Annotated in this window: 18 protein-coding genes; 8 read left to right on the forward strand and 10 right to left on the reverse strand. The window is 64.6% G+C overall.

Going from position 1 to position 22,066, the window contains the following annotated elements; translation table 11 throughout:
- Positions 1-114: 114 nt before the first annotated feature.
- From ASD99_RS01580 to ASD99_RS01610, 7 genes are all read left to right on the forward strand, one after another.
- Positions 115-2,670, forward strand: coding sequence for a sensor histidine kinase (locus ASD99_RS01580; RefSeq protein WP_057142502.1), 2,556 nt, complete (start codon positions 115-117; stop codon positions 2,668-2,670).
- A gap of 8 nt (positions 2,671-2,678) precedes the next feature.
- On the forward strand, positions 2,679-4,190 hold the full coding sequence (gene tsaE / locus ASD99_RS01585) for a tRNA (adenosine(37)-N6)-threonylcarbamoyltransferase complex ATPase subunit type 1 TsaE (RefSeq protein ID WP_056589321.1): 1,512 nt from the start codon (positions 2,679-2,681) through the stop codon (positions 4,188-4,190).
- The gene (locus ASD99_RS01590; protein ID WP_056589324.1) at positions 4,187-4,915 is read left to right on the forward strand and encodes a nucleotidyltransferase family protein; all 729 of its coding nucleotides are present in this window, start codon (positions 4,187-4,189) and stop codon (positions 4,913-4,915) included. The genes tsaE and ASD99_RS01590 overlap by 4 nt, the downstream gene beginning before the upstream one ends.
- Positions 4,912-8,046 carry a double-strand break repair protein AddB gene (gene addB / locus ASD99_RS01595; RefSeq protein ID WP_057142503.1) on the forward strand — a complete coding sequence of 1,045 codons (3,135 nt, stop codon included), beginning with the start codon at positions 4,912-4,914 and terminating at the stop codon, positions 8,044-8,046. Before ASD99_RS01590 ends, addB begins: the two co-directional genes overlap by 4 nt.
- Positions 8,043-11,561, forward strand: a complete 3,519-nt coding sequence (gene addA / locus ASD99_RS01600; RefSeq protein WP_057142504.1) for a double-strand break repair helicase AddA — start codon at positions 8,043-8,045, stop codon at positions 11,559-11,561. Before addB ends, addA begins: the two co-directional genes overlap by 4 nt.
- 76 nt (positions 11,562-11,637) lie before the next feature.
- Positions 11,638-11,961 (forward strand): thioredoxin, encoded by a 324-nt coding sequence (trxA, locus tag ASD99_RS01605; RefSeq protein WP_056589334.1) that lies wholly within the window; start codon positions 11,638-11,640, stop codon positions 11,959-11,961.
- Positions 11,962-12,122: 161 nt separating this feature from the next.
- Positions 12,123-12,404, forward strand: coding sequence for a cupin domain-containing protein (locus tag ASD99_RS01610; protein ID WP_013528325.1), 282 nt, complete (start codon positions 12,123-12,125; stop codon positions 12,402-12,404).
- Positions 12,405-12,418: 14 nt separating this feature from the next.
- Here ASD99_RS01610 and ASD99_RS01615 read toward each other — a convergent pair whose 3' ends face one another.
- The 6 genes from ASD99_RS01615 to ASD99_RS01640 form a co-directional block, all read right to left on the reverse strand.
- Positions 12,419-12,838: a VOC family protein gene (locus ASD99_RS01615; RefSeq protein ID WP_056589337.1), complete on the reverse strand. Its 420-nt coding sequence runs from the start codon at positions 12,836-12,838 to the stop codon at positions 12,419-12,421.
- A 27-nt stretch (positions 12,839-12,865) separates the two neighbouring features.
- Positions 12,866-14,191, reverse strand: a complete 1,326-nt coding sequence (locus ASD99_RS01620) for a bifunctional folylpolyglutamate synthase/dihydrofolate synthase (protein WP_057142679.1) — start codon at positions 14,189-14,191, stop codon at positions 12,866-12,868.
- 124 nt (positions 14,192-14,315) lie between these two features.
- The gene (gene accD, locus ASD99_RS01625; protein ID WP_056589341.1) at positions 14,316-15,242 is read right to left on the reverse strand and encodes an acetyl-CoA carboxylase, carboxyltransferase subunit beta; all 927 of its coding nucleotides are present in this window, start codon (positions 15,240-15,242) and stop codon (positions 14,316-14,318) included.
- 98 nt (positions 15,243-15,340) lie between these two features.
- Complete coding sequence (gene trpA, locus ASD99_RS01630; RefSeq protein ID WP_056589344.1) at positions 15,341-16,180, reverse strand: tryptophan synthase subunit alpha; 840 nt, start codon at positions 16,178-16,180, stop codon at positions 15,341-15,343.
- 2 nt (positions 16,181-16,182) lie between these two features.
- A complete protein-coding gene (trpB, locus tag ASD99_RS01635; protein WP_057142505.1) occupies positions 16,183-17,403 on the reverse strand; it encodes a tryptophan synthase subunit beta in 1,221 nt (406 codons plus the stop codon).
- A gap of 89 nt (positions 17,404-17,492) precedes the next feature.
- Positions 17,493-18,152, reverse strand: coding sequence for a phosphoribosylanthranilate isomerase (locus ASD99_RS01640; protein WP_057142506.1), 660 nt, complete (start codon positions 18,150-18,152; stop codon positions 17,493-17,495).
- A gap of 112 nt (positions 18,153-18,264) precedes the next feature.
- Between ASD99_RS01640 and ASD99_RS01645 the strand changes: the two genes are divergently transcribed.
- Positions 18,265-18,483, forward strand: coding sequence for a hypothetical protein (locus tag ASD99_RS01645; protein ID WP_056589353.1), 219 nt, complete (start codon positions 18,265-18,267; stop codon positions 18,481-18,483).
- A gap of 3 nt (positions 18,484-18,486) precedes the next feature.
- Here ASD99_RS01645 and ASD99_RS01650 read toward each other — a convergent pair whose 3' ends face one another.
- The 4 genes from ASD99_RS01650 to ASD99_RS01665 all read right to left on the reverse strand — a co-directional run bounded on the left by ASD99_RS01650 (position 18,487) and on the right by ASD99_RS01665 (position 21,873).
- Positions 18,487-19,245 (reverse strand): M48 family metallopeptidase, encoded by a 759-nt coding sequence (locus ASD99_RS01650; protein ID WP_056589356.1) that lies wholly within the window; start codon positions 19,243-19,245, stop codon positions 18,487-18,489.
- Between the two features lie 100 nt (positions 19,246-19,345).
- Entirely contained in the window at positions 19,346-19,825 is a 480-nt protein-coding gene (locus ASD99_RS01655; RefSeq protein ID WP_057142507.1) for a DUF2852 domain-containing protein, read from the reverse strand.
- A gap of 117 nt (positions 19,826-19,942) precedes the next feature.
- Complete coding sequence (locus tag ASD99_RS01660) at positions 19,943-21,085, reverse strand: benzoate/H(+) symporter BenE family transporter (protein ID WP_056589363.1); 1,143 nt, start codon at positions 21,083-21,085, stop codon at positions 19,943-19,945.
- Positions 21,085-21,873, reverse strand: a complete 789-nt coding sequence (locus ASD99_RS01665; RefSeq protein ID WP_057142508.1) for an alpha/beta hydrolase — start codon at positions 21,871-21,873, stop codon at positions 21,085-21,087. The genes ASD99_RS01660 and ASD99_RS01665 overlap by 1 nt, the downstream gene beginning before the upstream one ends.
- Positions 21,874-22,066 lie beyond the last annotated feature (193 nt).

Consider the following 22,066-nt stretch of genomic DNA (forward strand, 5'->3'; position numbering starts at 1 on the left):
GGCGATTCGGCGAGGGGTTATTGTCAGGTGATTCGCGACGCTTCCATCCCGAGAGGGGCTCGAGAGGTGCGCATCAGGGCGGTCTTGCATTCAGGCGGCGGAGAGGACCAAGACATGCCGGGGCAACACCCGCACAGAGCGGGACGGGCCGTTTCCGGCGGCCATGACGATTCGGGGATCACCGGCTCCGCCTTGCAAAGCGGAGGCCTGTCGTGGCGCGTCCGCGCGTCAATCTTCCTTGCCACCTCCGCGCTGGCCGGCCCCTTGGCCAGTGCTGCCGCGCATGCCGAAACCGCTGGTGCCGCTGTGGCCGGATTGTCGGTGAGCGCCGTCGATGTCATGCAGCTTGCCGTGTTTGTCGGCGTGACGGGTGCCGCACTTCTGTCGGCCATCGTCCTCATCCGCGAAAGAGCCCGCACCTCGTCCGAGAATGTCGAACTCAGGAGCCGCCTCGCCGACATCAACGCGGCGCTGCGCCGCTCGGAGGCGCTGCTCAATCTGCGCGACCAGCGCGTGGTCGTCTGGGCCGCGGAAAACAAGAAGCCCGAACTCATCGGCACGTTGCCCGTCGAAAGCGGCGCTCCGGAGGACCGGGCCGCTTTCCTCGCTTTCGGCCGCTGGCTGATGCCGCGTTCGGCGGCGGCGCTTGAACATGCTGTTGCGGGATTACGCGAAAAGGCCAGACCCTTCGACCTCGTCATCGAATCGCAGGCCGGCGCGCCGCTCGAAGTGCATGGCCGTAAGAGCGCGGCGCATGTGCTCGTGCGTTTCGTCTCGCTCTCGGAGACGCAGCGCAGCCAGGCCAGGCTGAAGATCGAGAACCAGCGGCTGGCCGCCGACCATGACACGATGATCGGCCTGCTCGACGCGCTGAACATGCCGGCATGGCTTCGCAGTGAGGATGGGCGGCTGAAGTGGGTCAACCGGGCCTATGCCGATGGGGTCGAAGCCGAAAATGCCGAAGCCGCGGTTCGGGAGGCAAAAGAGTTCCTCGGCGGCCAGGCACGCGATGCGATTGCCGCCCAGCACAAGACGCATCCGGTCTTCGAACAGTCGCTTTCCACCGTGATCGAAGGTGATCGCCGTGTGTTTGCGGTCACCGATTTCGCCGGCAGCCACGGCTCGGCCGGCCTTGCTTGCGACACCAGCGCCATCGAGGCGGTTCGCGGCGAATACGAACGGACCGTCAGGAGCCACGCCGACACGCTCGACCAGCTCAACACGGCGGTAGCCATTTTCGACACCGACGAGAAGCTGCGGTTCTTCAACCAGGCCTTCCAGAAACTATGGGGTCTCGACGCAGGCTTCCTGCACAGCGCTCCCGACAACGCCTTGCTGCTCGACCGGTTGCGCAGCGAGGGCAAGATCGCCGAGCAACCTGAATGGCGCCGCTGGAAGGAAGGCCTGCTCGGCGCCTATCGCGCCGTCGAATCGCAGGAACATTGGTGGCATCTGCCGGACGGCAAGACCATCCGCGTCGTCGCCAACCCGCAGCCCAAGGGCGGCGTGACCTGGGTGTTCGAGAACCTGACCGAGAAGATGGACCTCGAGAGCCGTTACCATACCGCGGTGCGGGTCCAGGGCGAGACGCTCGACAATCTTGCCGAAGGCGTGGCGGTGTTCGGTTCCGATGGCAAGCTCCGGCTGTCGAACCCGGCTTTTGCCAAACTCTGGGGGTTGAGCGCCGAAGCCGCCAAACCCAATGTCCACGTTTCCACGATCCGCGACCTTTGCGACCGGCAGGCGGCGGACAGCCCTTGGCCAGGCTTCGTTGCCGCCATCACCGGCTTCGACGACGAGCGCCGCGATCGCCACGGCCAGACCGAGCTCAACAACGGCAATGTGCTGAGCTACGCCATCATCCCATTGCCCAACGGGCAAGTGATGATGACCTTCGTGGACGTCACCGACAGCGTCAACGTCGAACGGGCGCTGAAGGACAAGAACGAGGCGCTGCAAAAATCCGATCAGCTCAAGAACGAATTCGTCCAGCACGTCTCCTACGAATTGCGCTCGCCGCTGACCAACATCATCGGCTTCACCGAATTGCTGTCGCTGCCGGCGACCGGTCCGCTGACGCAGAAGCAGCGTGAATATGTCGAGCATGTCAGCTCGTCCTCCTCGGTCCTGCTCACCATAGTCAACGACATCCTCGACCTGGCGACGGTGGACGCCGGCATCATGCAGCTCGACATTTCCGAGGTGCAGGTCGATCGCACCATCGCGGCCGCGGCCGAACTGGTGGCCGACCGGCTGGAAGAGCATTCGATCAGGCTCGAGGTCGACGCCACCGCTGCACCGAAGACGTTCCACGGCGATGAGATCCGCGTTCGCCAGATCCTCTACAACCTGCTCAGCAACGCCGCCAATTACGCGCCGGAAGCCAGCACCATCCGGCTCACCTGCCGCCATCTGGCGGACGGGGTGGAATTCTCGGTTCATGACGACGGCCCCGGCATGCCTCCGGACCTGCTCGATTCGGTGTTCCGTCGTTTCGAGCCGCGCGCCAATGGCGGCCGCCGGCGCGGCGCCGGTCTCGGCCTGTCGATCGTCAAGAGCTTTGTCGAGCTGCATGGCGGCAGCGTTCGCATCGAAACCGGCAAGGACAAGGGCACGACCGTCATCTGCACCTTTCCCGACATGCCGGGCATCCGCGTCGCGGCCGAGTAGCGCGCTCGATGACGGGATTGGTGCTGGAGCGTTCACTCGCCGACGAGACACAGACAGCACGGCTGGGCGAGGATCTGGCGCTGTCGCTGCGCCCGGGTGATGTGCTGGCCCTCAAGGGCGATCTCGGCGCCGGCAAGTCGACGCTGGCACGGGCCTTGATCAGGGCGTTGGCCGATGATGCCGGCCTCGACGTTCCGAGCCCGACCTTCACGCTGGTGCAGAGCTACGACACGCGCATTCCGGTCCATCATTTCGATCTCTACCGCTTGTCCTCGGCGGCCGAGATCGATGAGCTTGGTTTCGACGAAGCACTGACGCAAGGCGCTGCTTTGGTCGAATGGCCGGAACGGGCGGAGGCCTATCTGCCGAAAGCCACGGTCCTGATCGAACTCGTCCAGCATGGCGCCGGCCGGTTGGCACGATTGTCGGGGCAGGGCGCTGCCTTCGATCGGGCGGCACGATCGCTGGCCATGCGCGACTTTCTCGAAAATGCAGGCTGGGGGGAAGCGCAGCGCCGCCATTTCATCGGCGATGCTTCGGCCCGCTCCTATGAGATCGTTTCGCTACCGGACCGAAAGCCGCAAGTGTTGATGAACTCACCACGGCTGGTGCTCGGCCCGCCGGTTCGCGATGGCAAGCCCTATGCCGAGATCGCGCACACCGCCCAGTCGGTCTCCGCCTTCGTCGCCATCGACCGCGTCTTGAAAACCGGCGGCGTCAGCGTTCCGGAAATCCATGCCGAGGACCAGGAGCAGGGGTTCCTGCTGCTCGAACATCTCGGTTCGGAAGGGTTCCTCGGCAGCAATGGCCAGCCTCTGGCCGAGCGCTACGTGGCGGCGGCCGAACTGCTGGCCATGATGCACGGCAGGATTTGGCCGCAGCGCCTGGAAACAGGGTCGGGCGGCTTCCACGACGTGCCGCGTTTCGACCGTGACGCCATGATGATCGAAGCCGACCTGCTGGTCGACTGGTACGTGCCGGCGATATCGGGCAGCCTGGCAAGCGACAGCTTGCGCGCCGGTTACCGCAGGGAATGGAACGCGCTTCTCGACCGGCTGCAAGGCCGCGAAGTCACGCTGATGCTGCGTGATTTCCATTCGCCCAACATCATCTGGCGCGGCGATCGCGCCGGCCATGATCGGCTGGGCATCGTCGATTTCCAGGATGCTCTGATCGGCCCGTCCGCCTATGACGTCGCCTCGCTCGCCATGGACGCTCGCGTGACCATGTCGCCCGAGATCGAGAAACAGACACTTGATGCCTATGTCGCCGCGCGCCACGCAGCCGGTGCTTTCGACGAAGCAACCTTCCTGGAATCCTACGCAATCATGGCGGCGCAGCGGAATTCCAAGATCCTCGGCATCTTCGTCCGCCTCGAAAAGCGCGACGGCAAGCCCTATTATCTGAAACACCTGCCGCGCATTCGCGACTATCTGCGCCGGGCCTTGTCTCATCCGGCGCTGGCAAGCCTGCGGGATTTCTACGATGCCAACGGTTTGCTGGAGGAGCGAACGCTGTGACAGCAAGACCGGACACCGCCATCGTACTTGCCGCCGGGCTGGGCAAACGCATGCGGCCGATCACCGACACCATTCCCAAGCCGCTGGTCAGGATCGCCGGCAAGACGTTGCTGGACTGGAGCCTGGACAGCCTGGCCGCCGCCGGTATCACCAAGGCAGTCGTCAACGTCCATTACTTTCCCGAACAGATCGTCGCCCATGTCGCCGCGCGCCGCGCGCCACGGATCGTCATTTCCGATGAGAGCAAACAACTGCTCGATTCCGCCGGGGGTATTGTCAAGGCATTGCCGGAACTGGGCGAGCAGCCCTTCTATATCCTCAACGCCGATACATTCTGGATCGACGACGGTCCCCTCAATCTCGGCCGCCTCGCCCTTGCATGGGACGCGGCGAAAATGGATATTCTGCTGATGCTGGCGGATCTCCATCAGGCGACCGGACACTGCGGCAGCACCGATTTCCTGGTGGCGCCGGACGGAGGCTTGCGGCGCTCAAAGGGGGATCCAGCGGGCCTGATCTATGCCGGGGCGGCGATCGTCCATCCGCGCCTGTTCAAGGGCGCACCGGCCGGGCCGCACTCGCTCAATGCCTATTTCGATTCGGCCATCGCCGCAGGGCGCCTGTTCGGCATGCCGATGCATGGCCATTGGATCACCGTCGGTACGCCCGACGCCATTGCGCTCGCGGAAGCGGCGGTTGCCGGCGCACTGACCGAGTCGCAATGAGCGGCTCAAGCCGCGTTTTCTCAATTCCGCCCGGAGCGCCGTTTCTGCCGACGCTTGCCGAGGCGCTGCTTGCCGGCCGTCTCGTTCCGGGGTTTCGCTTTGACGGCGATCCGCTCGCTTTGGCCGATGTCACCATCTATGTGCAGACGCGCCGCGCCGCGCGTGCCTTGCGGGGTGTCTTCGTCGACAGCCTGGCGGCGCGCGGCGGCGGCGGTTCGGCGATCCTGCCGGTCATCCGGCCACTTGGCGAGTTCGATGAGGATGAGGCGGCATTCGAGACCGAGGCATCGGCGGCCATCGATCTCGCACCACCGATCGCAGCAACCGAACGCCTGTTGCTGCTGACGCCGCTGGTGCGCGCCTGGAAACGCCGGCTGCCGGCGCATGTCGCTGCCCTTTTTGCCGAGGAGATTGTTATCCCGGCCTCCACCGCCGATGCGATCTGGCTGGCGCGCGATCTCGCCCGGCTGATGGACGAGATCGAGACGGAAGGCACGGACTGGGCCAAGCTCACCGATCTGGTGACCGGCAACCTTGCCGGATGGTGGCAGGTGACGCTCGAATTCCTCGGCATCGTCACCGACGCCTGGCCGAAATTCCTTGAAGAGAGCGACCGCTCCAATCCGGCCGCGCATCGCAGCGCGCTGATCCGCGCCGAGGCGACGCGCCTGCAGCGCAATCCGCCTGCTGGGCCGGTCATCGCCGCGGGTTCCACCGGCTCGATCCCCGCCACGGCAGAACTGCTTGCCGCGATCGCCCGCTTGCCCGGCGGAGCCATCGTGCTGCCCGGTCTCGACCGGACGCTGGACGAAGCGTCGTTCCAGGCAATCGCCGCGCCCGGGGCACGTCCGGCCGTGCTCGGCCACCCGCAATATGGCCTCGCCAGGTTGATCGCCAAGATCGGCGTGCTGCGTGACGATGTCGAGGAGATCGGCGTGGGCGAATCGCAACTTGCGCTTCGCGCCGCCCTTGTCGGCGAAGCATTGCGGCCGGCCGAGACCACCGAACTCTGGGCCGAGACACGCGCCGGTTTCTCGGCATCCGACATTGCCGGCGCCTTCGCCGAAGTGACCTTGCTCGAAGCTGCCAGCGAACGCGATGAAGCCGTCGCCATCGCCGTTGCACTCAAGCGCGCGGTCGAACAGCCCGGCCAAAGGGCGGCTCTCGTCACCGGCGACCGCGCCCTGGCGCGTCGCGTCTCGATCGAGCTCCAGCGCTTCGGCGTCGTTGCCGACGATTCCGGCGGCACGCCGCTCGCCAACACCCCGGCGGCCAGCCTGCTCAGGCTGGCGCTTGAGGCGTTGTTCCGGCCAGGCGATCCGGTCGGCCTGCTGTCGCTGCTCAAACATCCGCTGCTTGGCCTCGGCCTCGAACGGGCTGATGTGCGCCACGCGGCGGAACTTGTCGAACTGGTGGCGCTGCGCGGTGGCACAGGCCGCCCCGACATCGTTTCGCTGCCGGAACTGTTCGAGGCCCGCCTCACCGGCCTCGGCAGCGGCGGCCGGCCGCCCTTCTGGTTCTCCCGGTTGACGGTGCGTGCCATCGAAGGCGCGCGGGATTTTCTTGGACGCCTCACACAAGCTCTGGCGCCGCTCGCGGCTTTCCGTGACCAAGGGGACGCCGACCTTGCCGCGCTGGTCAGGGCCAGCGTCGTCGCCCTCGAAAATCTCGGCCGCACCGCCGATGGCGGCCTTGGCGAGCTCTATGCCGGTGACGCCGGTGAGAAGCTTGCCGAACTGCTGCGCGGGCTGGTCGCGGCTTCGGCGTCCTTGTCGTTCGCGGGCAACGAGTGGCCCGACGTGATGGCGGCGCTGATTGCGGCCGAAACGGTCAAGCCGGCGCAAGGCACTGACAGGAACATCGCCATCTGGGGCGCGCTGGAAGCGCGGCTGCAGACTGTCGATACGCTGGTCATCGGCGGGCTCAACGAGGGCATATGGCCACGCAAGCCGGAGAGCGACCGCTTCATGTCGCGGCTGATGAAGACCGGCATCGACCTCGAACCGCCGGAGCGGCGTATCGGCCTTGCCGCGCATGATTTCCAGATGGCGATGGGTGCCAGGAAGGTGGTGCTGGCCCGCTCGGCACGCGCCGGCGACGCCCCCGCCGTGCCGTCGCGCTGGCTGCAACGCCTGCTCACCTTCATCGGCAACGACCAGGCAGCGCAACTCCGTCGCCGTGGCGACGAACTGCTCGCCTGGGCGCGCGCGCTCGATACCGGTCCAAGGCAGGATTTTGCACCCCGGCCGCAGCCGAAACCGCCTTTGTCAGTGCGCCCAGGGCATTTCTCGGTCACCGAGATCGAGACGCTGCGCCGGGATCCCTACGCCGTCTATGCAAGACGGATCCTTGGCCTGATGCCGCTCGATCCGGTCATTCGCGATCCCGGTGCGGCCGAGCGCGGCACGCTGTTTCACGCCATCCTGCACCTCTTCTCGGCGCGCGTCGCCGATCCGCGCGCACCCGATGCGCTCGCCGGCCTCATCGCCGCCGGCCGCGCCTGTTTTGCCGAAGCCGCACTCCCGGCCGATGTCGAGGCGGTGTGGTGGCCGCGTTTCGAAAAGCTCGCCGCAAACATCATCGAGTGGGAGCGCACACGCGCCGACGCGGTGATCCGGCGGCATGCCGAGGAGCGCGCCGGCAAGACCGTCGTCGGTCAGTCCGGCGTGACGCTATCCGGCTACGCCGATCGCGTCGATCTTCTGGCCGGCGGCATGGCCGACATACTGGACTACAAGACGGGCTCCTCGCCGTCCAAGGCGCAGGCGCACACGCTGCTGGCGCCGCAACTGGCGCTGGAGGGCGCGCTGCTCAGGCGCGGCGCTTTCAAGGATTTGGGCGCGCGCGAGCCCTCGCAACTGGCTTTCGTGCGCTTGAAGCCGAATGGCGAGGTGTTCGAGGAATCGATCCTCGAACACAACCGCCAGCCGCGAACCGCCACCGATCTCGCCGAAGAGGCCTGGGCGCGGCTGGAAAAGCTGCTCATCCACTATGCCGACCCGGCGACCGGCTATCTGTCGCGCGCGCTGCCGTTTCGCGAAGGCGAGACCGATGGCGACTACGACCATCTTGCCCGCGTGCTCGAATGGTCGGCAGGCGGCGATGCCGGTGACGAGGGAGGGGAGGCATGAAGAAAGCCTATCCGATCCCCAGCGACACCGCGACCAGCCAGACCCGCGCCGCCGATCCAGGCAATTCCGCCTGGGTGTCGGCGAACGCCGGCTCCGGCAAGACCCATGTGCTCGCCCAGCGCGTCATCCGGCTGCTGCTGCGCGGTACTGACCCGTCGAAAATCCTGTGCCTGACCTACACGCGCGCCGCCGCCGCCAACATGTCGAACCGGGTGTTCTCGACACTGTCGGAATGGACCACCCTCGGTGACGCGGACCTGGCGGCAAAGGTCGAGGCGCTGGAAGGCCGCCGGCCGGATCTCGAGACCATGCGCCGGGCGCGGCGCCTGTTCGCCGAGGCGCTGGAAACGCCCGGTGGGCTGAAGATCCAGACCATCCATGCCTTCTGCGAATCGGTGCTGCACCAGTTCCCGCTGGAGGCCAACATCCCTGCCCACTTCGAGATGCTCGATGGCCAGATGGAGGCGTCGCTGTTTGCCGCCGCGCGCCGCGACATGATCTCCGGCACTGCCGCCGGCGAGGCGGATTTGGCCGAAGCCTTTGCCACCATTCTCGATCGTGGCGGCGAAGCGGGGCTCGACGCCTTGCTGGGCGAGATCGTGCGCAAGCGCGACGGCTTGCGCAATTTCATCGACGCGGTTGGACGCGACGGCACGCGCTTCCAGGCGCTGTTCGATGAGTTCGATTTTCGCCCCGGCCAGACCGCCGAAGGCATAGCGGCTTCGGTGTGGCCTTTGCCGGGCTTCCTGCCCGACTATTTTGCCGGCTTTGCCCATGCCGCTGAAGCCGCCGACGCCAGATCGGTGCTGAACAACATCCTGCCCTATGCGCGCCAGGCTTTCGCCGAGGGCGATCCCATTCGCCGCCTGCAACTGCTGGCGAGAGCCTTCCTCAAGACCGATGGCGATGCCTACGATCCGGCAAAGGCCTTCAAGAAGGCTCTGGTCGATCGGCTGCCGGATCTGGCGGAGCGTTATCTCTCGGCGACCAAAGCCATCATCGAAACAGTCGACCGGCTGGCTTTGTTCCGGATGCTGGAAGGCACAAGCGCCGCGCTGACCATCGCTGACTGGCTGATCGCCCGTTATGAAGTGCTGAAGCGCAGCCGTGGATTTCTCGACTTCAACGACCTGATCACCCGCACGGTCAACCTTCTGGCACGGCCCGATGCCGGCCCCTGGGTACAATACAAGCTCGACCAGGGCATCGACCATATCCTGCTCGACGAGGCGCAGGACACCAGCCCGGATCAATGGGAAGTGGTGAAGCACCTGGCGGAAGAATTCTTTGCCGGCTTCGGCGCGCGCGATAGGGTCCATCGCACGGTCTTTGCCGTCGGCGACGAGAAGCAGTCGATCTATTCGTTCCAGGGTGCCGCCCCGGACTCCTTCGCCGACAGCCGGCTGTTGTTCGCGGGACGAGTGCGTGACGCCGAGGCGTCCTTCGCCGACCTCAAGCTGACCTGGTCGTTCCGCTCGACCGACGACGTTCTTACCGCCGTCGACCGCGTCTTCGCCGACGCAAGCGTGCGGCGCGGTATCAGCCATGATCCCGATCCGCTACGCCACCAGGCGATCCGCACCGATGCGCCGGGCTATGTCGAAGTGTGGCCGTCGGTCGGCGCCGACGTCGTCGACGAGCCCGACGACTGGACGCAAGCCATCGATCACGCGCATGCACCGGCGGTACGCGTTGCCGAGAACGTCGCCGCCACCATTGCCGGCTGGATCGGCGCTGGCGAGATCATCGAAGGCCGCGGCAAGCGACTGCGGCCAGGCGACGTGCTGGTGCTGGTGCGCAAGCGCGATCGCTTCGTCCATGCGCTGACCCGGGCGCTCAAACGCCGCGACATTCCGATCGCCGGCGCCGACCGGTTGAGCCTGCCCGGACACATCGCGGTCAAGGACCTGATCGCGCTCGGTCATCTCCTCATCCAGCCGCAGGACGACCTGTCGCTCGCCGCCGTGCTGCGCAGCCCGATCTTCGATCTGCCTGAAGAGACGCTTTTCACGCTCGCCGCGGAGCGGCCGTCGGGCCTGTCGCTGATCGCGTCGCTGCGACAGCACGCCAGCGAAAGCCAGAGACTTGCGAAGATCGTCGCCCAAGTCGACATCTGGACGAACGAGGCCGCCTTCAAACCGGTGTTCGAATTCTATGCCGCCCTGCTTGCGCGCGATGGCGTGCGCCGGAAGATGATCGCGCGGCTTGGCCCTGAGGCCGGCGACATTCTCGACGAGTTCCTGAGTTTCTGCCTCGCCGAGGAGCGAACCGGCCTGCCGGGACTAGAAGCCTTCCTGTCGACGCTGGAAAATGCCGGTCCCGAGATCAAGCGCGAGATGGACCAGACCCGCGACGAGGTCCGGGTCATGACCGTGCATGCCGCCAAGGGCCTGGAAGCGCCGGTCGTGTTCCTGGTCGATGGTGGTTCCGCCCCGTTCAGCGACCAGCATCTGCCGCGCCTGATGTCCTTCGATGGCTCGGGCGCAAACTGGGAAGGCAAGGGTTATCTCTGGCGCTCGGCCAGCGACGTCGCCAACGGCTTTTCCAAGGCAGCGGCAGCGCGGGCACGAGAACTTGCCGACGACGAATACCGCCGGTTGCTTTATGTCGGCATGACCCGTGCCGAGGACCGGCTGATCGTCTGCGGCTATCATGGCAAGCGGGCCCCGAACGCCGGCACCTGGCACTCGATCGTCAGCCGCGCGCTGATCGGCGCTCCCGAGAGCGAGCAGCATCCGCATCCCACCGGCGGCGAGCCGGTGCATCGTTTCCATGTGACTAAGCTGCCGCCCGTCGCGCCAAGCTCCGCTGAGCAGGTACGGCAGGCCGATGCTTTCGGACCATTGCCGGCGACCCTGTTCCGGCCTCTGCCGCCTTTCGAGGATTTACCGCGCCCGCTGTCGCCATCCGGCGCCTCGACGCTCATCGACGAGGGCAAGGAAGCCCTGGTCGACAAGGCGTCGCCGGTGCTCGACGCCGATGCCGAGCCGGGCTTTGCGGTGCTGCGTGGGCTTGCCCTTCACAAACTGCTGCAGATGTTGCCCGGCATTGCCGAGCCCGAACGCCAGGCGGCGGCGGAACGCTATCTCGCACGGACGGGTGCGGACTGGCCTCCATTAGAGCGTGAAAAGACCTTGGCGTCGGTCACATCAATCCTTGCGGCCCCCGGCTTCGGCCAGCTGTTTGCGCCATCGTCGCGTGCCGAGGTGGCGATCATGGGCAGCCTGGAGGTAAAGGGCAAAAAGCGCTCGATTTCCGGCAAGATCGACCGGTTGGCCGTGACATCGAATGCGGTGTCGATCGTCGACTACAAGACCAACCGGCCGGCGCCAGCCACTTTGGCCGAGGTGCCGCCGGCCTACCTGCTCCAGCTCGCGCTCTATCGCGCCTTGCTGCAACCGCTCTATCCCGGCCGCACGGTCAAGGCGGCCTTGCTGTTCATCGAGGCGCCGCGGCTGATCGAACTGCCGGCCAGCGCCATGGATGACGCCCTTGCTCGACTCACGGGAGCGTGACACAACACCTGCTTGAAGAAGGGCGCGATCACCACCACATTTGGTGGGACAAAAACTTTCGAAAGGATTTTTCCATATGGCAACCGTCAAGGTCGACAAGAGTAACTTCCAGACCGATGTGCTTGACGCCAGCGTACCGGTCGTCGTCGATTTCTGGGCGGAATGGTGCGGTCCCTGCAAGATGATCGCGCCGGCGCTCGAAGACATCGCCACCGAACTTGGCGCCAAGGTCAAGATCGCCAAGCTCAACATTGACGAGAATCCAGAGCTTGCCGCCCAGTTCGGCGTGCGCTCGATCCCGACGCTGATGATCTTCAAGGGCGGCGAAATGGCCGACATGAAGGTCGGTGCGGCGCCCAAGACCGCGCTGTCGCACTGGATCAACGGCAACCTCGCCTGATCCATCTGAAATCCATGACCATCAGGCCCGGCCTCGTGCCGGGCTTTTTGTTGCGCCCACCTCCAGCGCCGCGCGTCCTTGGGTCATGCGCTGGGTCGCTCTGGCCCTGACGTCCGGCCGCTCCATGTCTTCTGTTGGCAGCAGAAGCAGGGAGAAACGACATGACCGGATCCGCCAAGGCCACCGTCTTCATCGACAATGAGCGCGTCATCGTTACCGAGTACCGCTTCGCGCCGGGCGAGAACACCGGCTGGCACCGACATGGCCACGACTATGTCGTCGTGCCGCTGATGGACGGCAAGGTGAAGCTGTTGACCAAGGACGGCGAATCCTTTGCCGAGATGAAGAAGGGTGCGCCCTATTTCCGCAAGGAGGGCGTCGAGCATGACGTCATCAACGCCAATGAAGGCGAATATGCTTTCATCGAGATCGAATTGAAGTAAGCCGTCAGGCGCGATTACCAGTCGACAATGCGATCGCCTCCGGCGAATTGCGCACTTTCTTCGGTATATTCGAACAGCTCGATCTTCACGTCGTTGGGGTCGCGAACCCAGGCCTGCCAGGTGTCGTCGCAGGCCAGTTTCTTTGACGTGATGTCTATCCCCTTCGACCTGATATGGGCGATCGCCGCATCAATATTTTCCACCTCGAGACAGAAATGATTGATCTGGTTCAGGTCGCTGTAGTGAGCTCCGTCCTTCTGGAACACCTCGATATGGCTGCGACCGCCGCAATTGAGGTAGAATCCGAAAATCCTGCCATCGCGCAGGAAATTGAATTGCGTGTCCATGCCGAGGACGTCGCGATAGAAGCTTCGCGTCGCCTCCAGGTCATGCGCGAAGATGCAGGCGTGAGCGAGCTGCTTGACCTTGATCATGACGGGTTCCTCGCAGAAAATCCGACCTCAGGTCGGCGGCGTGCCGTTCTCGGCCAGCACCGCGCCGGCCAGGTACAATGACCCGCCGATCAGGATGCGCGGCGCTGGGCCGTCCCAGGTGTCGCGCAGCAGCATCAGCGCATTGGCAACGGAACTCACCGGCTCGGCCGTCAGCCCCGCTTCCGTCGCCCGGACCGCCAGTTCGTCGTTCGGCACGCCGGCGTCGCTCAGGCTCACCGGCACCGTGTAGACATGCCGGGCGAGGCCCTTGAAGGCACGGAAATAGCCGCTCTGGTCCTTGGTATTGATCATGCCCGAGATGAGGAAGAGCGGACGCGGGTTCTTTTCTTCCTGCTCGGCCAGCGCCTCGGCGACGACCACGCCGGCGCCCGGATTGTGGCCGCCGTCGAGCCAGATGTCGGCGCCCTTCGGCGCCAGGTCGGCCAGCCGGCCCTGCGCCAGTTTCTGCATGCGGCCGGGCCAGGTAACATTGATCATCGCCTTCTCGGCGGCGCGATGGCTGATCTCGAAACCGGCCGCCTTGACCGCGGCGATCGCCGCCGCTGCATTGGCGAACTGGTGGCGTCCGGGCAGCCTGGGCGGCGGCAGGTCCATCAAGCCGTCCTCGTCCTGATAGACCATGCGGCCGTTTTCCTCGAAGGCAAGGAAATCCTGGCCGTAGACGAAGGTCGGGCATTCGAGCCGCTCGGCGGTTTCGATCAGCACCTGCAGCGCCGTCTCGCTTTCCTGTGCGCCGATGACCACCGGGCAGCCACGCTTGATGATGCCGGCCTTTTCCGCCGCGATCAGTTCGACACGGTCGCCAAGATAGGCCTCGTGGTCGAGCGACACCGGCATGATCACCGACACGGCCGGCTCCTTGACGACGTTGGTCGCGTCGAAGCGGCCGCCGAGCCCGACCTCGATGATCGCGGCATCGGCCTGATGTTCGGAAAACAGGAGGAAGGTGACGGCGGTGAGGATCTCGAAGACGGTGATCGTCTCGCCTTCATTGGCCCTGGCGACACGGGCGATGGCATCGGCGAAAACCCTGTCCTCGACCAGCCTGCCGCCGCCATCGGCGGCCAACCGGTAGCGCTCGTGCCAGTTGACCAGATGCGGCGAGGTGTGGACATGGACCCGGTAGTCCGCCGCCTCGAGCAGGGCGCGTGAAAAGGCAGCGCACGAACCCTTGCCATTGGTGCCGGCGATGTGGATGACCGGCGGCATCCGGTCCTGCGGATTATCAAGCCGCTCCAGGAGCCGCGAAATGCGGTCGAGCGAAAGGTCGAAGCCTTTCGGGTGAAGCGCCATCAGGGCTTCGATTTCGCGGTCGGCGGCAAGCGTTGTCATGGCGCAATCCTGGCCCATGACCCCGAAAACCAGAATCGGTTTCGCAAAGGGCCATGGCAATTCAAAAAAGCTACAGCGCGCCAGGGACATGGCGCAATCGCTGTCCGCGGCGCTTCTTGTCGCGTCAAGCCTGCGGACGTGCCTCGGCCGGAATTGTTGCCGGCGGCAGGATTTCCGGCTCGAGCGGCTTTTGCTCTTCCGGCAGCTTGAGCAGCATCTTGAGCAGCCGCGCAATGGTTTCGCGCAACTCCAGCCGCGACACCACCATGTCGACCATGCCGTGCTCCATCAGATATTCGGAGCGCTGGAAGCCGTCGGGCAGTTTTTCCCGGATGGTCTGTTCGATGACGCGCGGGCCCGCAAAGCCGATCAGCGCGCCGGGCTCGGCGATGTGCACGTCGCCCAGCATGGCGTAGGAGGCGGTGACGCCGCCGGTGGTCGGGTTGGTGAGCACGACGATGTAGGGAAGGCCGGCTTCCTTCAGCCTGTCGACGCCGACCGTTGTCCTCGGCAGCTGCATGAGGGACAAAATACCTTCCTGCATGCGGGCGCCGCCGGAGGCGGCAAACAGGATCAGCGGCCGCTTGCGCTGCAGGGCGACTTCGAAACCATGCACGATGGCGTCACCGGCGGCCATGCCGAGTGAGCCGCCCATGAAGGCGAAATCTTGCACCGTGACCACAACCGGCAGGCCCTCGACGGTTCCAAGCGCATTGATGATCGCGTCTTCCAGGCCGGTCTTGGCCTTGGCGTCCTTCAACCGGTCGATATAGCGCTTCTCGTCGCGGAATTTCAGCGGATCCTGCATCACCTTGGGGTTGTCCAGGGTCTCGTATTTGCCGTCATCGAAGAAGAATCTCAGCCGTTCCTTGGCCGAGATCTTCATGTGATGGCCGGACGACGGAATGACGAACTGGTTGGACTCCAGATCCTTGTGGAACACCATCTCGCCGGTCTCCGGATCCTTGATCCAAAGATTCTCGGGCATGTCGGTGCGCCGGCCGAGCATCGAATTGATCTTCGGGCGAACGTAATTGGTGATCCAGTTCATCGCTTCGGCTCCTGTCCTGACGAAGAGTTAGTGCATGTCGCCCAAAAGTGGAAACCGGTTTTGGGATAACGACATGCGCAAAAGCTGACGTAGGAGAACTATTCGGCGGCAGCAAGGCGGGCCGAGCGCACACCTTGCGCAAGGCCGCTGACCAGTGTGGCGACGGCTTCGGCCGGGTCGGCGGTCTTCTCACCCTTCGGCCCAAGCACATTGGCCACCGCATTGACGATCGCGGTGCCGACGACGACGCCATCGGCATTGGCGCCGATCACGCGCGCCTGCTCGGCGGTCTTGACGCCGAAGCCGACGCAGACCGGCAGGTCGGTGTGGCCCTTGATGCGCTTGACCGCCGCCGCCACCTTGCCGGTGTCGGCCAGCGCCGAGCCGGTGATGCCGGTCATCGACACGTAGTAGACGAAGCCGGACGTGTTCTGCAGCACCTTGGGCAGGCGCTTGTCGTCGGTGGTCGGTGTCGCCAGCCGGATGAAGTTGATGCCGGCTTTCAGCGCCGGAATGCACAGCTCCTCGTCCATCTCCGGCGGCAGGTCGACGACGATCAGCCCGTCGATGCCGCTGGCGATAGCGTCCTTGAGGAAGCGGTCGACGCCATAGATGTAGATCGGATTGTAGTAGCCCATCAGCACGATCGGCGTCTCATCGTCGCCGGTGCGGAACTCCGACGCCATCTTCAGCGTCTTGACCAGCGTCTGGCCGCCTTTCAGCGCCCTGAGGCCCGCTGCCTGGATCGCCGGGCCGTCGGCCATCGGATCGGAGAACGGCATGCCGAGCTCGATGATGTCGGAGCCCGCGCCGGGCAGCGCCTTCATGATCGACAAAGAGGTGTCGTAGTCAGGGTCGCCGCCCATGAAATAGGTGACGAGCGCCGGGCGGCCCTCGGTCTTCAGCTTCGCCATGCGGCGGTCGATGCGGGTGGCCATGATCAGATCTCCATGCCCAGCATGCTGGCCACCGTGTGCACGTCCTTGTCGCCACGGCCGGACAGGTTGACGATGACGATCTGGTCCTTGTCCATGGCAGGCACGATCTTCACCGCATGCGCGATGGCATGCGCCGATTCCAGCGCAGGGATGATGCCTTCGACGCGCGTCGTCAGCTTGAAGGCCTCCAGCGCCTCGTCGTCGAGGATCGGCACATACTCGACGCGGCCTGAATCACGCAGCCAGGAATGTTCCGGCCCGACGCCGGGATAGTCGAGGCCGGCCGAGATCGAATGCCCGTCCATGATCTGGCCGTCGGCATTCTGCAGGAGATAGGTGCGGTTGCCGTGCAGCACGCCGGGTTTTCCTGCATTCATCGAGGCGCAATGCTCGATGCCGTCGAGGCCGCGTCCGCCGGCCTCGATGCCGATGATGCGAACTTGCCTGTCATCGAGGAAGGGATGGAACAGGCCGATGGCGTTCGAACCGCCGCCGACAGCGGCGATGATCGTGTCCGGCAACCGGCCTTCCCGTTCGAGGATCTGCGCCCGCGCCTCGATGCCGATCACCGACTGGAAGTCGCGCACCAGTTCCGGATAGGGATGCGGGCCGGCGGCGGTGCCGATCAGGTAATAAGTGTCCTCGACATTGGTCACCCAGTCGCGCAACGCCTCGTTCATGGCGTCCTTCAGCGTGCCGTGACCGGCGGTCACCGGCCGCACTTCGGCGCCGAGCAGCTTCATGCGGAAGACGTTGGGGCTTTGCCGGGCGACGTCGGTGGCGCCCATATAGACGACGCAGGGAAAGCCGAAACGGGCCGCGACCGTGGCCGACGCCACGCCATGCTGGCCGGCGCCGGTCTCGGCGATGATGCGCTTCTTGCCCATGCGCTTGGCCAGCAGGATCTGGCCGAGGCAGTTGTTGATCTTGTGCGAACCGGTGTGGTTCAGATCCTCGCGCTTGAAATAGACCTTTGCGCCACCGAGATGTTTGGTCAGCCCCTCGGCGAAATAGAGTTTTGAAGGCCGCCCGGCATAGTGGGTCGAGAGGTCAGTCAGTTCGGCCCTGAAATCCGCATCGTTCTTGACCTCGTTCCAATGCCGTTCCAGGTCGAGGATCAGCGGCATTAGCGTTTCGGCAACGAAACGACCGCCGAAAATGCCGAACATACCCTGTTCGTCGGGTCCGGTGCGGAAGGAATTGGGTGTCGCCGGCTTGTTCATCGCCGATCTCCTGGCATCTTGATTTCTTGAGCATGTCCTTGTCGGAAAACCGGATTCCACTTTCCGGAACATGCTCTGGTTTGAGCCGGTCAGGCGGCGCGGTTGTCGCGTGCTGCCCTGACGGCCCGGAAAAACTGTTCGATCAGCGCCGGATCCTTGACGCCCGTCGCGCTTTCCACGCCTGAGGAAATGTCTATTCCGGGCGGGTTGGCAAGCCGAAGGGCATCGCCGATATTGACGGCGTTGAGCCCACCGGAAAGCATGTAATCGACGCCGCCGTCAAGGTCGACAAGAACGCGCCAGTCGAAGGCGACACCATTGCCGCCCGGCAGTTCCGAGCCTTTCGGCGGCTTGGCGTCGAACAGGAAGCGATCGGCAATGCCGATGAATGGTTTTATCCGTTCGAGATCGGCAGCCTCGCCGAGCGGCAGCGCCTTCATCACCGGCAGGCCATAGCGGGCTTTGACCTCGGCCACGCGCTCGGGCGTTTCCGCGCCGTGCAGCTGCAGCATGTCAGGCTGCATCTTGGCAACGATCTCATCCAGGAAGGCGTCGCTGGCATCAACGGTGACGGCGACCGCCATCGCCTTGCCACGCGCCGCTTCGCGCAAACGGCCAGCTTCCGCCGGGTCGACATAGCGAGGGCTTTTGGCGAAGAAAATAAACCCGACATGGCTGGCACCGCCGGACAGCGCCGCCGCCATTGCCGCGTCGGTCTTCAAGCCGCAGATCTTGATGTCGAGTGCCATGGCGCGGGAATTGGCATGAAAAACGAAAAGAGTCGAGAAAAAGCATGCTGTTTGCCGGCAAGGCCAAAGGCGCTACCTATGGATGGACAGGATGCAAAGCGGGAGCACGATCATGGCCGACAGAACCGTTGCCGAACTCAGGCAGAAAATCACGCAGGCGCGCGAGGTCATTGCGCACCTGATAGACAAGGCCGCCTTCAACGGCGCCGAGGCGCACCGCGCGCTCGACTATTTCGGCAGCGATGCCTTCGACGGCAATTTTTTGCCGTGGCCGCATCATGGTGACGAAGGCTTGCGTCCGGAGGATCTCAACGCGGCGAATGATGATTGAGGGTTACTCGAACGCAATCGCCTGCAGGGCGCCGCCATTGCGCTTCAGCCATGCCTTGCAGCGTTCGGTGTCCGGACAGAGTTGCTCGCACAGCTTCCAGAATTTCGGACCGTGGTTCATCTCCTTGAGATGCGCCACTTCATGCGCGACGAGGTAATTGATGACCGGCGACGGCGCCATCATGATGCGCCAGGAAAACGACAGATTGCCGTCGGAGGTGCACGAGCCCCAGCGGCTCGACGTGTCCTTGAAGCGGATCGCCTTGGCGCGCTTGCCCAGCGCCTCGGTGTGCTTGACCACCAGCTTCTCGATCTCGCGCTTGGCCTCGCGCTTGAGGAAATCGGCGATGCGGCGCGGTAGGTGTATGCGATCGCCATGCACGATCAGCAGCGGACCGCGCTCGTCGAGCGATACGGTGACGGTGCCGCGTTTCGAGGGCTCATGGACGATGCGGTGCGCCACGCCGCGCACCGGAATCTTGATGCCCGGCCGCACCTGCGGCCGCGCCGGAACCTTGGCCAGCCGCTGTTCCAGCCAGTCCTGATGGCGGTCGAGGAACTTTTCCACCTCGCCCCGGCGCAGGCCGGGCGGCACGGTGATGCGCAAGCCGCGGCCACCGGAATCGATGCGCAGCGTCAGTCGCCTTGCGCGGTCGTTCTCGACGATCTTGAGCGGCAATGAGCGCCCGGCAACGACATGCTCGCGCTCTTCGACTGGCGCGGGCTTGGGCTTTGTCAGATTGCGGAAGAAGCCGAATGACATGGCGCAACGATACGTGATTCGAGGAAAACGAATAGAACAAAAAAGAAACGGCGCCGCTCGCGCGACGCCGTTTTTTCACGATGTGGCCTGTCGCTTGGCCTCAGTCGTCAAGCAGGTTCGAGCCCTTGCCACGCTTGGTGGTCGTCGTTCCAGTGCTCGGATCGGTCTTCGTCGGCGCCGACTTGTTGCGGTTAGCCATGAAGCGATCGAACTCCTCCTGGTCCTTGGCGCGGCGCAATTCGCGGGCATACTCGTCGAACTGGGTCAGCATCTCGTCGAGCTTGCGGCGTTCTTCGTTCAGGCGCTCAAGTTCCTTTTCGCGCCAGTCGTCGAAAGCGACGTTGCCGGTGCGAGCCGAACCATTGCCCCAGCGCGCGGCCTTGTCGGAACCGCGGCGGCAGCCGGCGAAAATGCCGTCGGTCGCGCGGTTGACGTCACGCTTGAAGCCGTCGAGGCGGTCGCCCCAGATGATATAGGCAAGCATGGCGAAGCCGAGTGGCCAGAACACCATGAAACCCACAACCATCAACGCGATGGTCGCCGGCGTCCAGGCCGGACGGATCAATGCAGATGTGTTCATTTTCTCCCATTCCTTCGGTTGGAGACAGCCAAACCCGGCTGCGTGGAATCGAAATGGGAAGAGAAAAACGGCGATTCAAGACAATGTCCGCCAAAACCGGACAAGCATCTGAAATGATTATCGCTTTTTGAGCCTGTCAAGGAAAAGCACGACCAGGCCGGCAACAAGTCCCCAGAATGCTGCGCCAACGCCGAACAGCGTCAGCCCTGATGCGGTGACCACAAAGGTGACCGTGGCGGCCATGCGGTCGCCCTCGTCCTTGAGCGCGATCGACAGCGCGTTGGCGAGCGATGCCATCAGCGCGAGCCCTGCCACCAGCACGATCAGGCTCTGCGGCAGCACAGCGAAGATCGCCACCAGCGAAGCGCCGAAAATCGCGAAGCCGAGATAAGCGAGCGCATAGAACGGTCCGGTCTTCCAGCGCTCGGCGGGATCGGGATGGACGTCCGGCCCGGTGCAGATCGCCGCCGAGATCGCCGCCAGATTCGTGGTCGAGCCGCCGAACGGTGCCGACAGCAGCGAAAACAGGCCGGTGACGCCGATCAGCGGGCCTGGCTCTGGATGGTAGCCGGCGGCGCGCAGCACGGCCAGGCCGGACAGATTCTGCGAAGCCATGGTTACGAGGTAGAGCGGCAGTGCCAGGCCGATCATCGCCTTGGCGGTGAAATCAGGCGCAATCAGCGTCAGCGTCGACAGTTCCGGTGTCGGCAGTCCGCCGACACGGCCGGTCAGGAAGGCGGCAAGGCCACCGCCGATCAGCACCGCCAGCACCGACAGGGCCGGATTGAAGAGCCGGATGACGAAGAAGGCCGCGATCAACGGCAGGATCAGCCACGGGTCTACAGGAATGGTCTTCACCGCATTGAGCGCGAAGGTGACGACGATGCCTGCCAGCATGCCCGAGGCGACCGAGGGCGGTATCCTCGAGATCAGCTTCGTCAGGGGCCGGAACAGCCCGGTGACGATCAGAAGGATACCGGTGACGATGAAGGCGGCGACGGCCTCGCCCATCGAAAAGCCGCTCGATGCCGCGATCAGCGCCAGGCCCGGCGTCGACCAGGCGGTGATAACAGGCATCTTCGTGCGCCAGGACAGCCACAGGCTCTCGATCGCCATGGCCAGGCAGATCGTCGTCACCCAGCTTGCCGTCTCGATCTGCGTCGCGCCGACTGCGTTGGCGGCGGCGATGACGATGGCCAGCGTGCCGCCGAAGCCGACGATGGCGGCGACGAACGCGTGTATCGGAATGGAAAGGCGCATCAGTTTCCCCGCTGCGCCATCGCGTCGACGGCCCGCACCAGCATGTCGAGATCCTGCGGCCGCGACAGGCGGTGGTCGCCGTCTGGTATCAGCGACAAGGTCACGTCGTCGGCTGGCAACAGACTGACCAGCTTCAGCGCGTGGCTTGCCGGCACGTCCGCATCGGCCAGTCCCTGCAGGATGTGCACCGGGCAATGCGTGTCGATCGGACCTGTCATCACCCTGTTGTCGCGCCCGTCCTCGATCAGCGCGCGTGTGTAGATGTAAGGCTCGGCGGAATAGTCGGAAGGTTCCTCGAAGAAGCCTTTCTCCGTGAGGTCGCGCTTCTGCGCCTGCGTCAGCACCGGTTCGACCAGTTCGGCGGTAAAATCCGGCGCCGGCGCCAGCAGCACCAGGCCGGCGACGTTGCTGTCGCCTGCCTTGCGCAGCTCTTGCACCATGCGCAGCGCGATCCAGGCGCCCATCGAGGAGCCGACCAGGATCTGCTTGCCCTTGGTGAAATGCCGGAACACGGCAAGGCTCTGCGCAAGCCATGTCGAAATCGTGCCGTCCGCAAAGGCGCCGCCGGATTCGCCATGGCCTGAATAATCATGGCGCAGGAAGGCGCGGCCTTCTCTTGCCGCCCAGTCCGACAGCGTCTCGGCCTTCGTGCCCAGCATGTCCGACTTGTAGCCGCCGAGCCAGACGATGCCCGGCGCAGCACCTGTCGTATGGCGCACCGCGATGCGCGATCCCCCAACATCCAGAAAGATTGGGACTTCCAGAGAGATTGGGGGCGTGACAGTCATGGCTTTTTCCTCAACGTCGGTCTTGTGGCACAGCCGGCGGCGGGGCGGAAAGTGCTCGCGATGTTTCTTTGTTTGGTGCAGGGCAGCGATCAGGGTGATTTTCTGTCAATGCTGTGCTATTGACTCCGCCCGCGCGCTCACCACATTGGCGCGTCCACGCATCAACACTGACAAACCCTGAACGAAACGGCCA

The sequence above is a fragment of the Mesorhizobium sp. Root695 genome (assembly GCF_001428185.1).
Classification (GTDB): Bacteria; Pseudomonadota; Alphaproteobacteria; order Rhizobiales; family Rhizobiaceae; genus Mesorhizobium.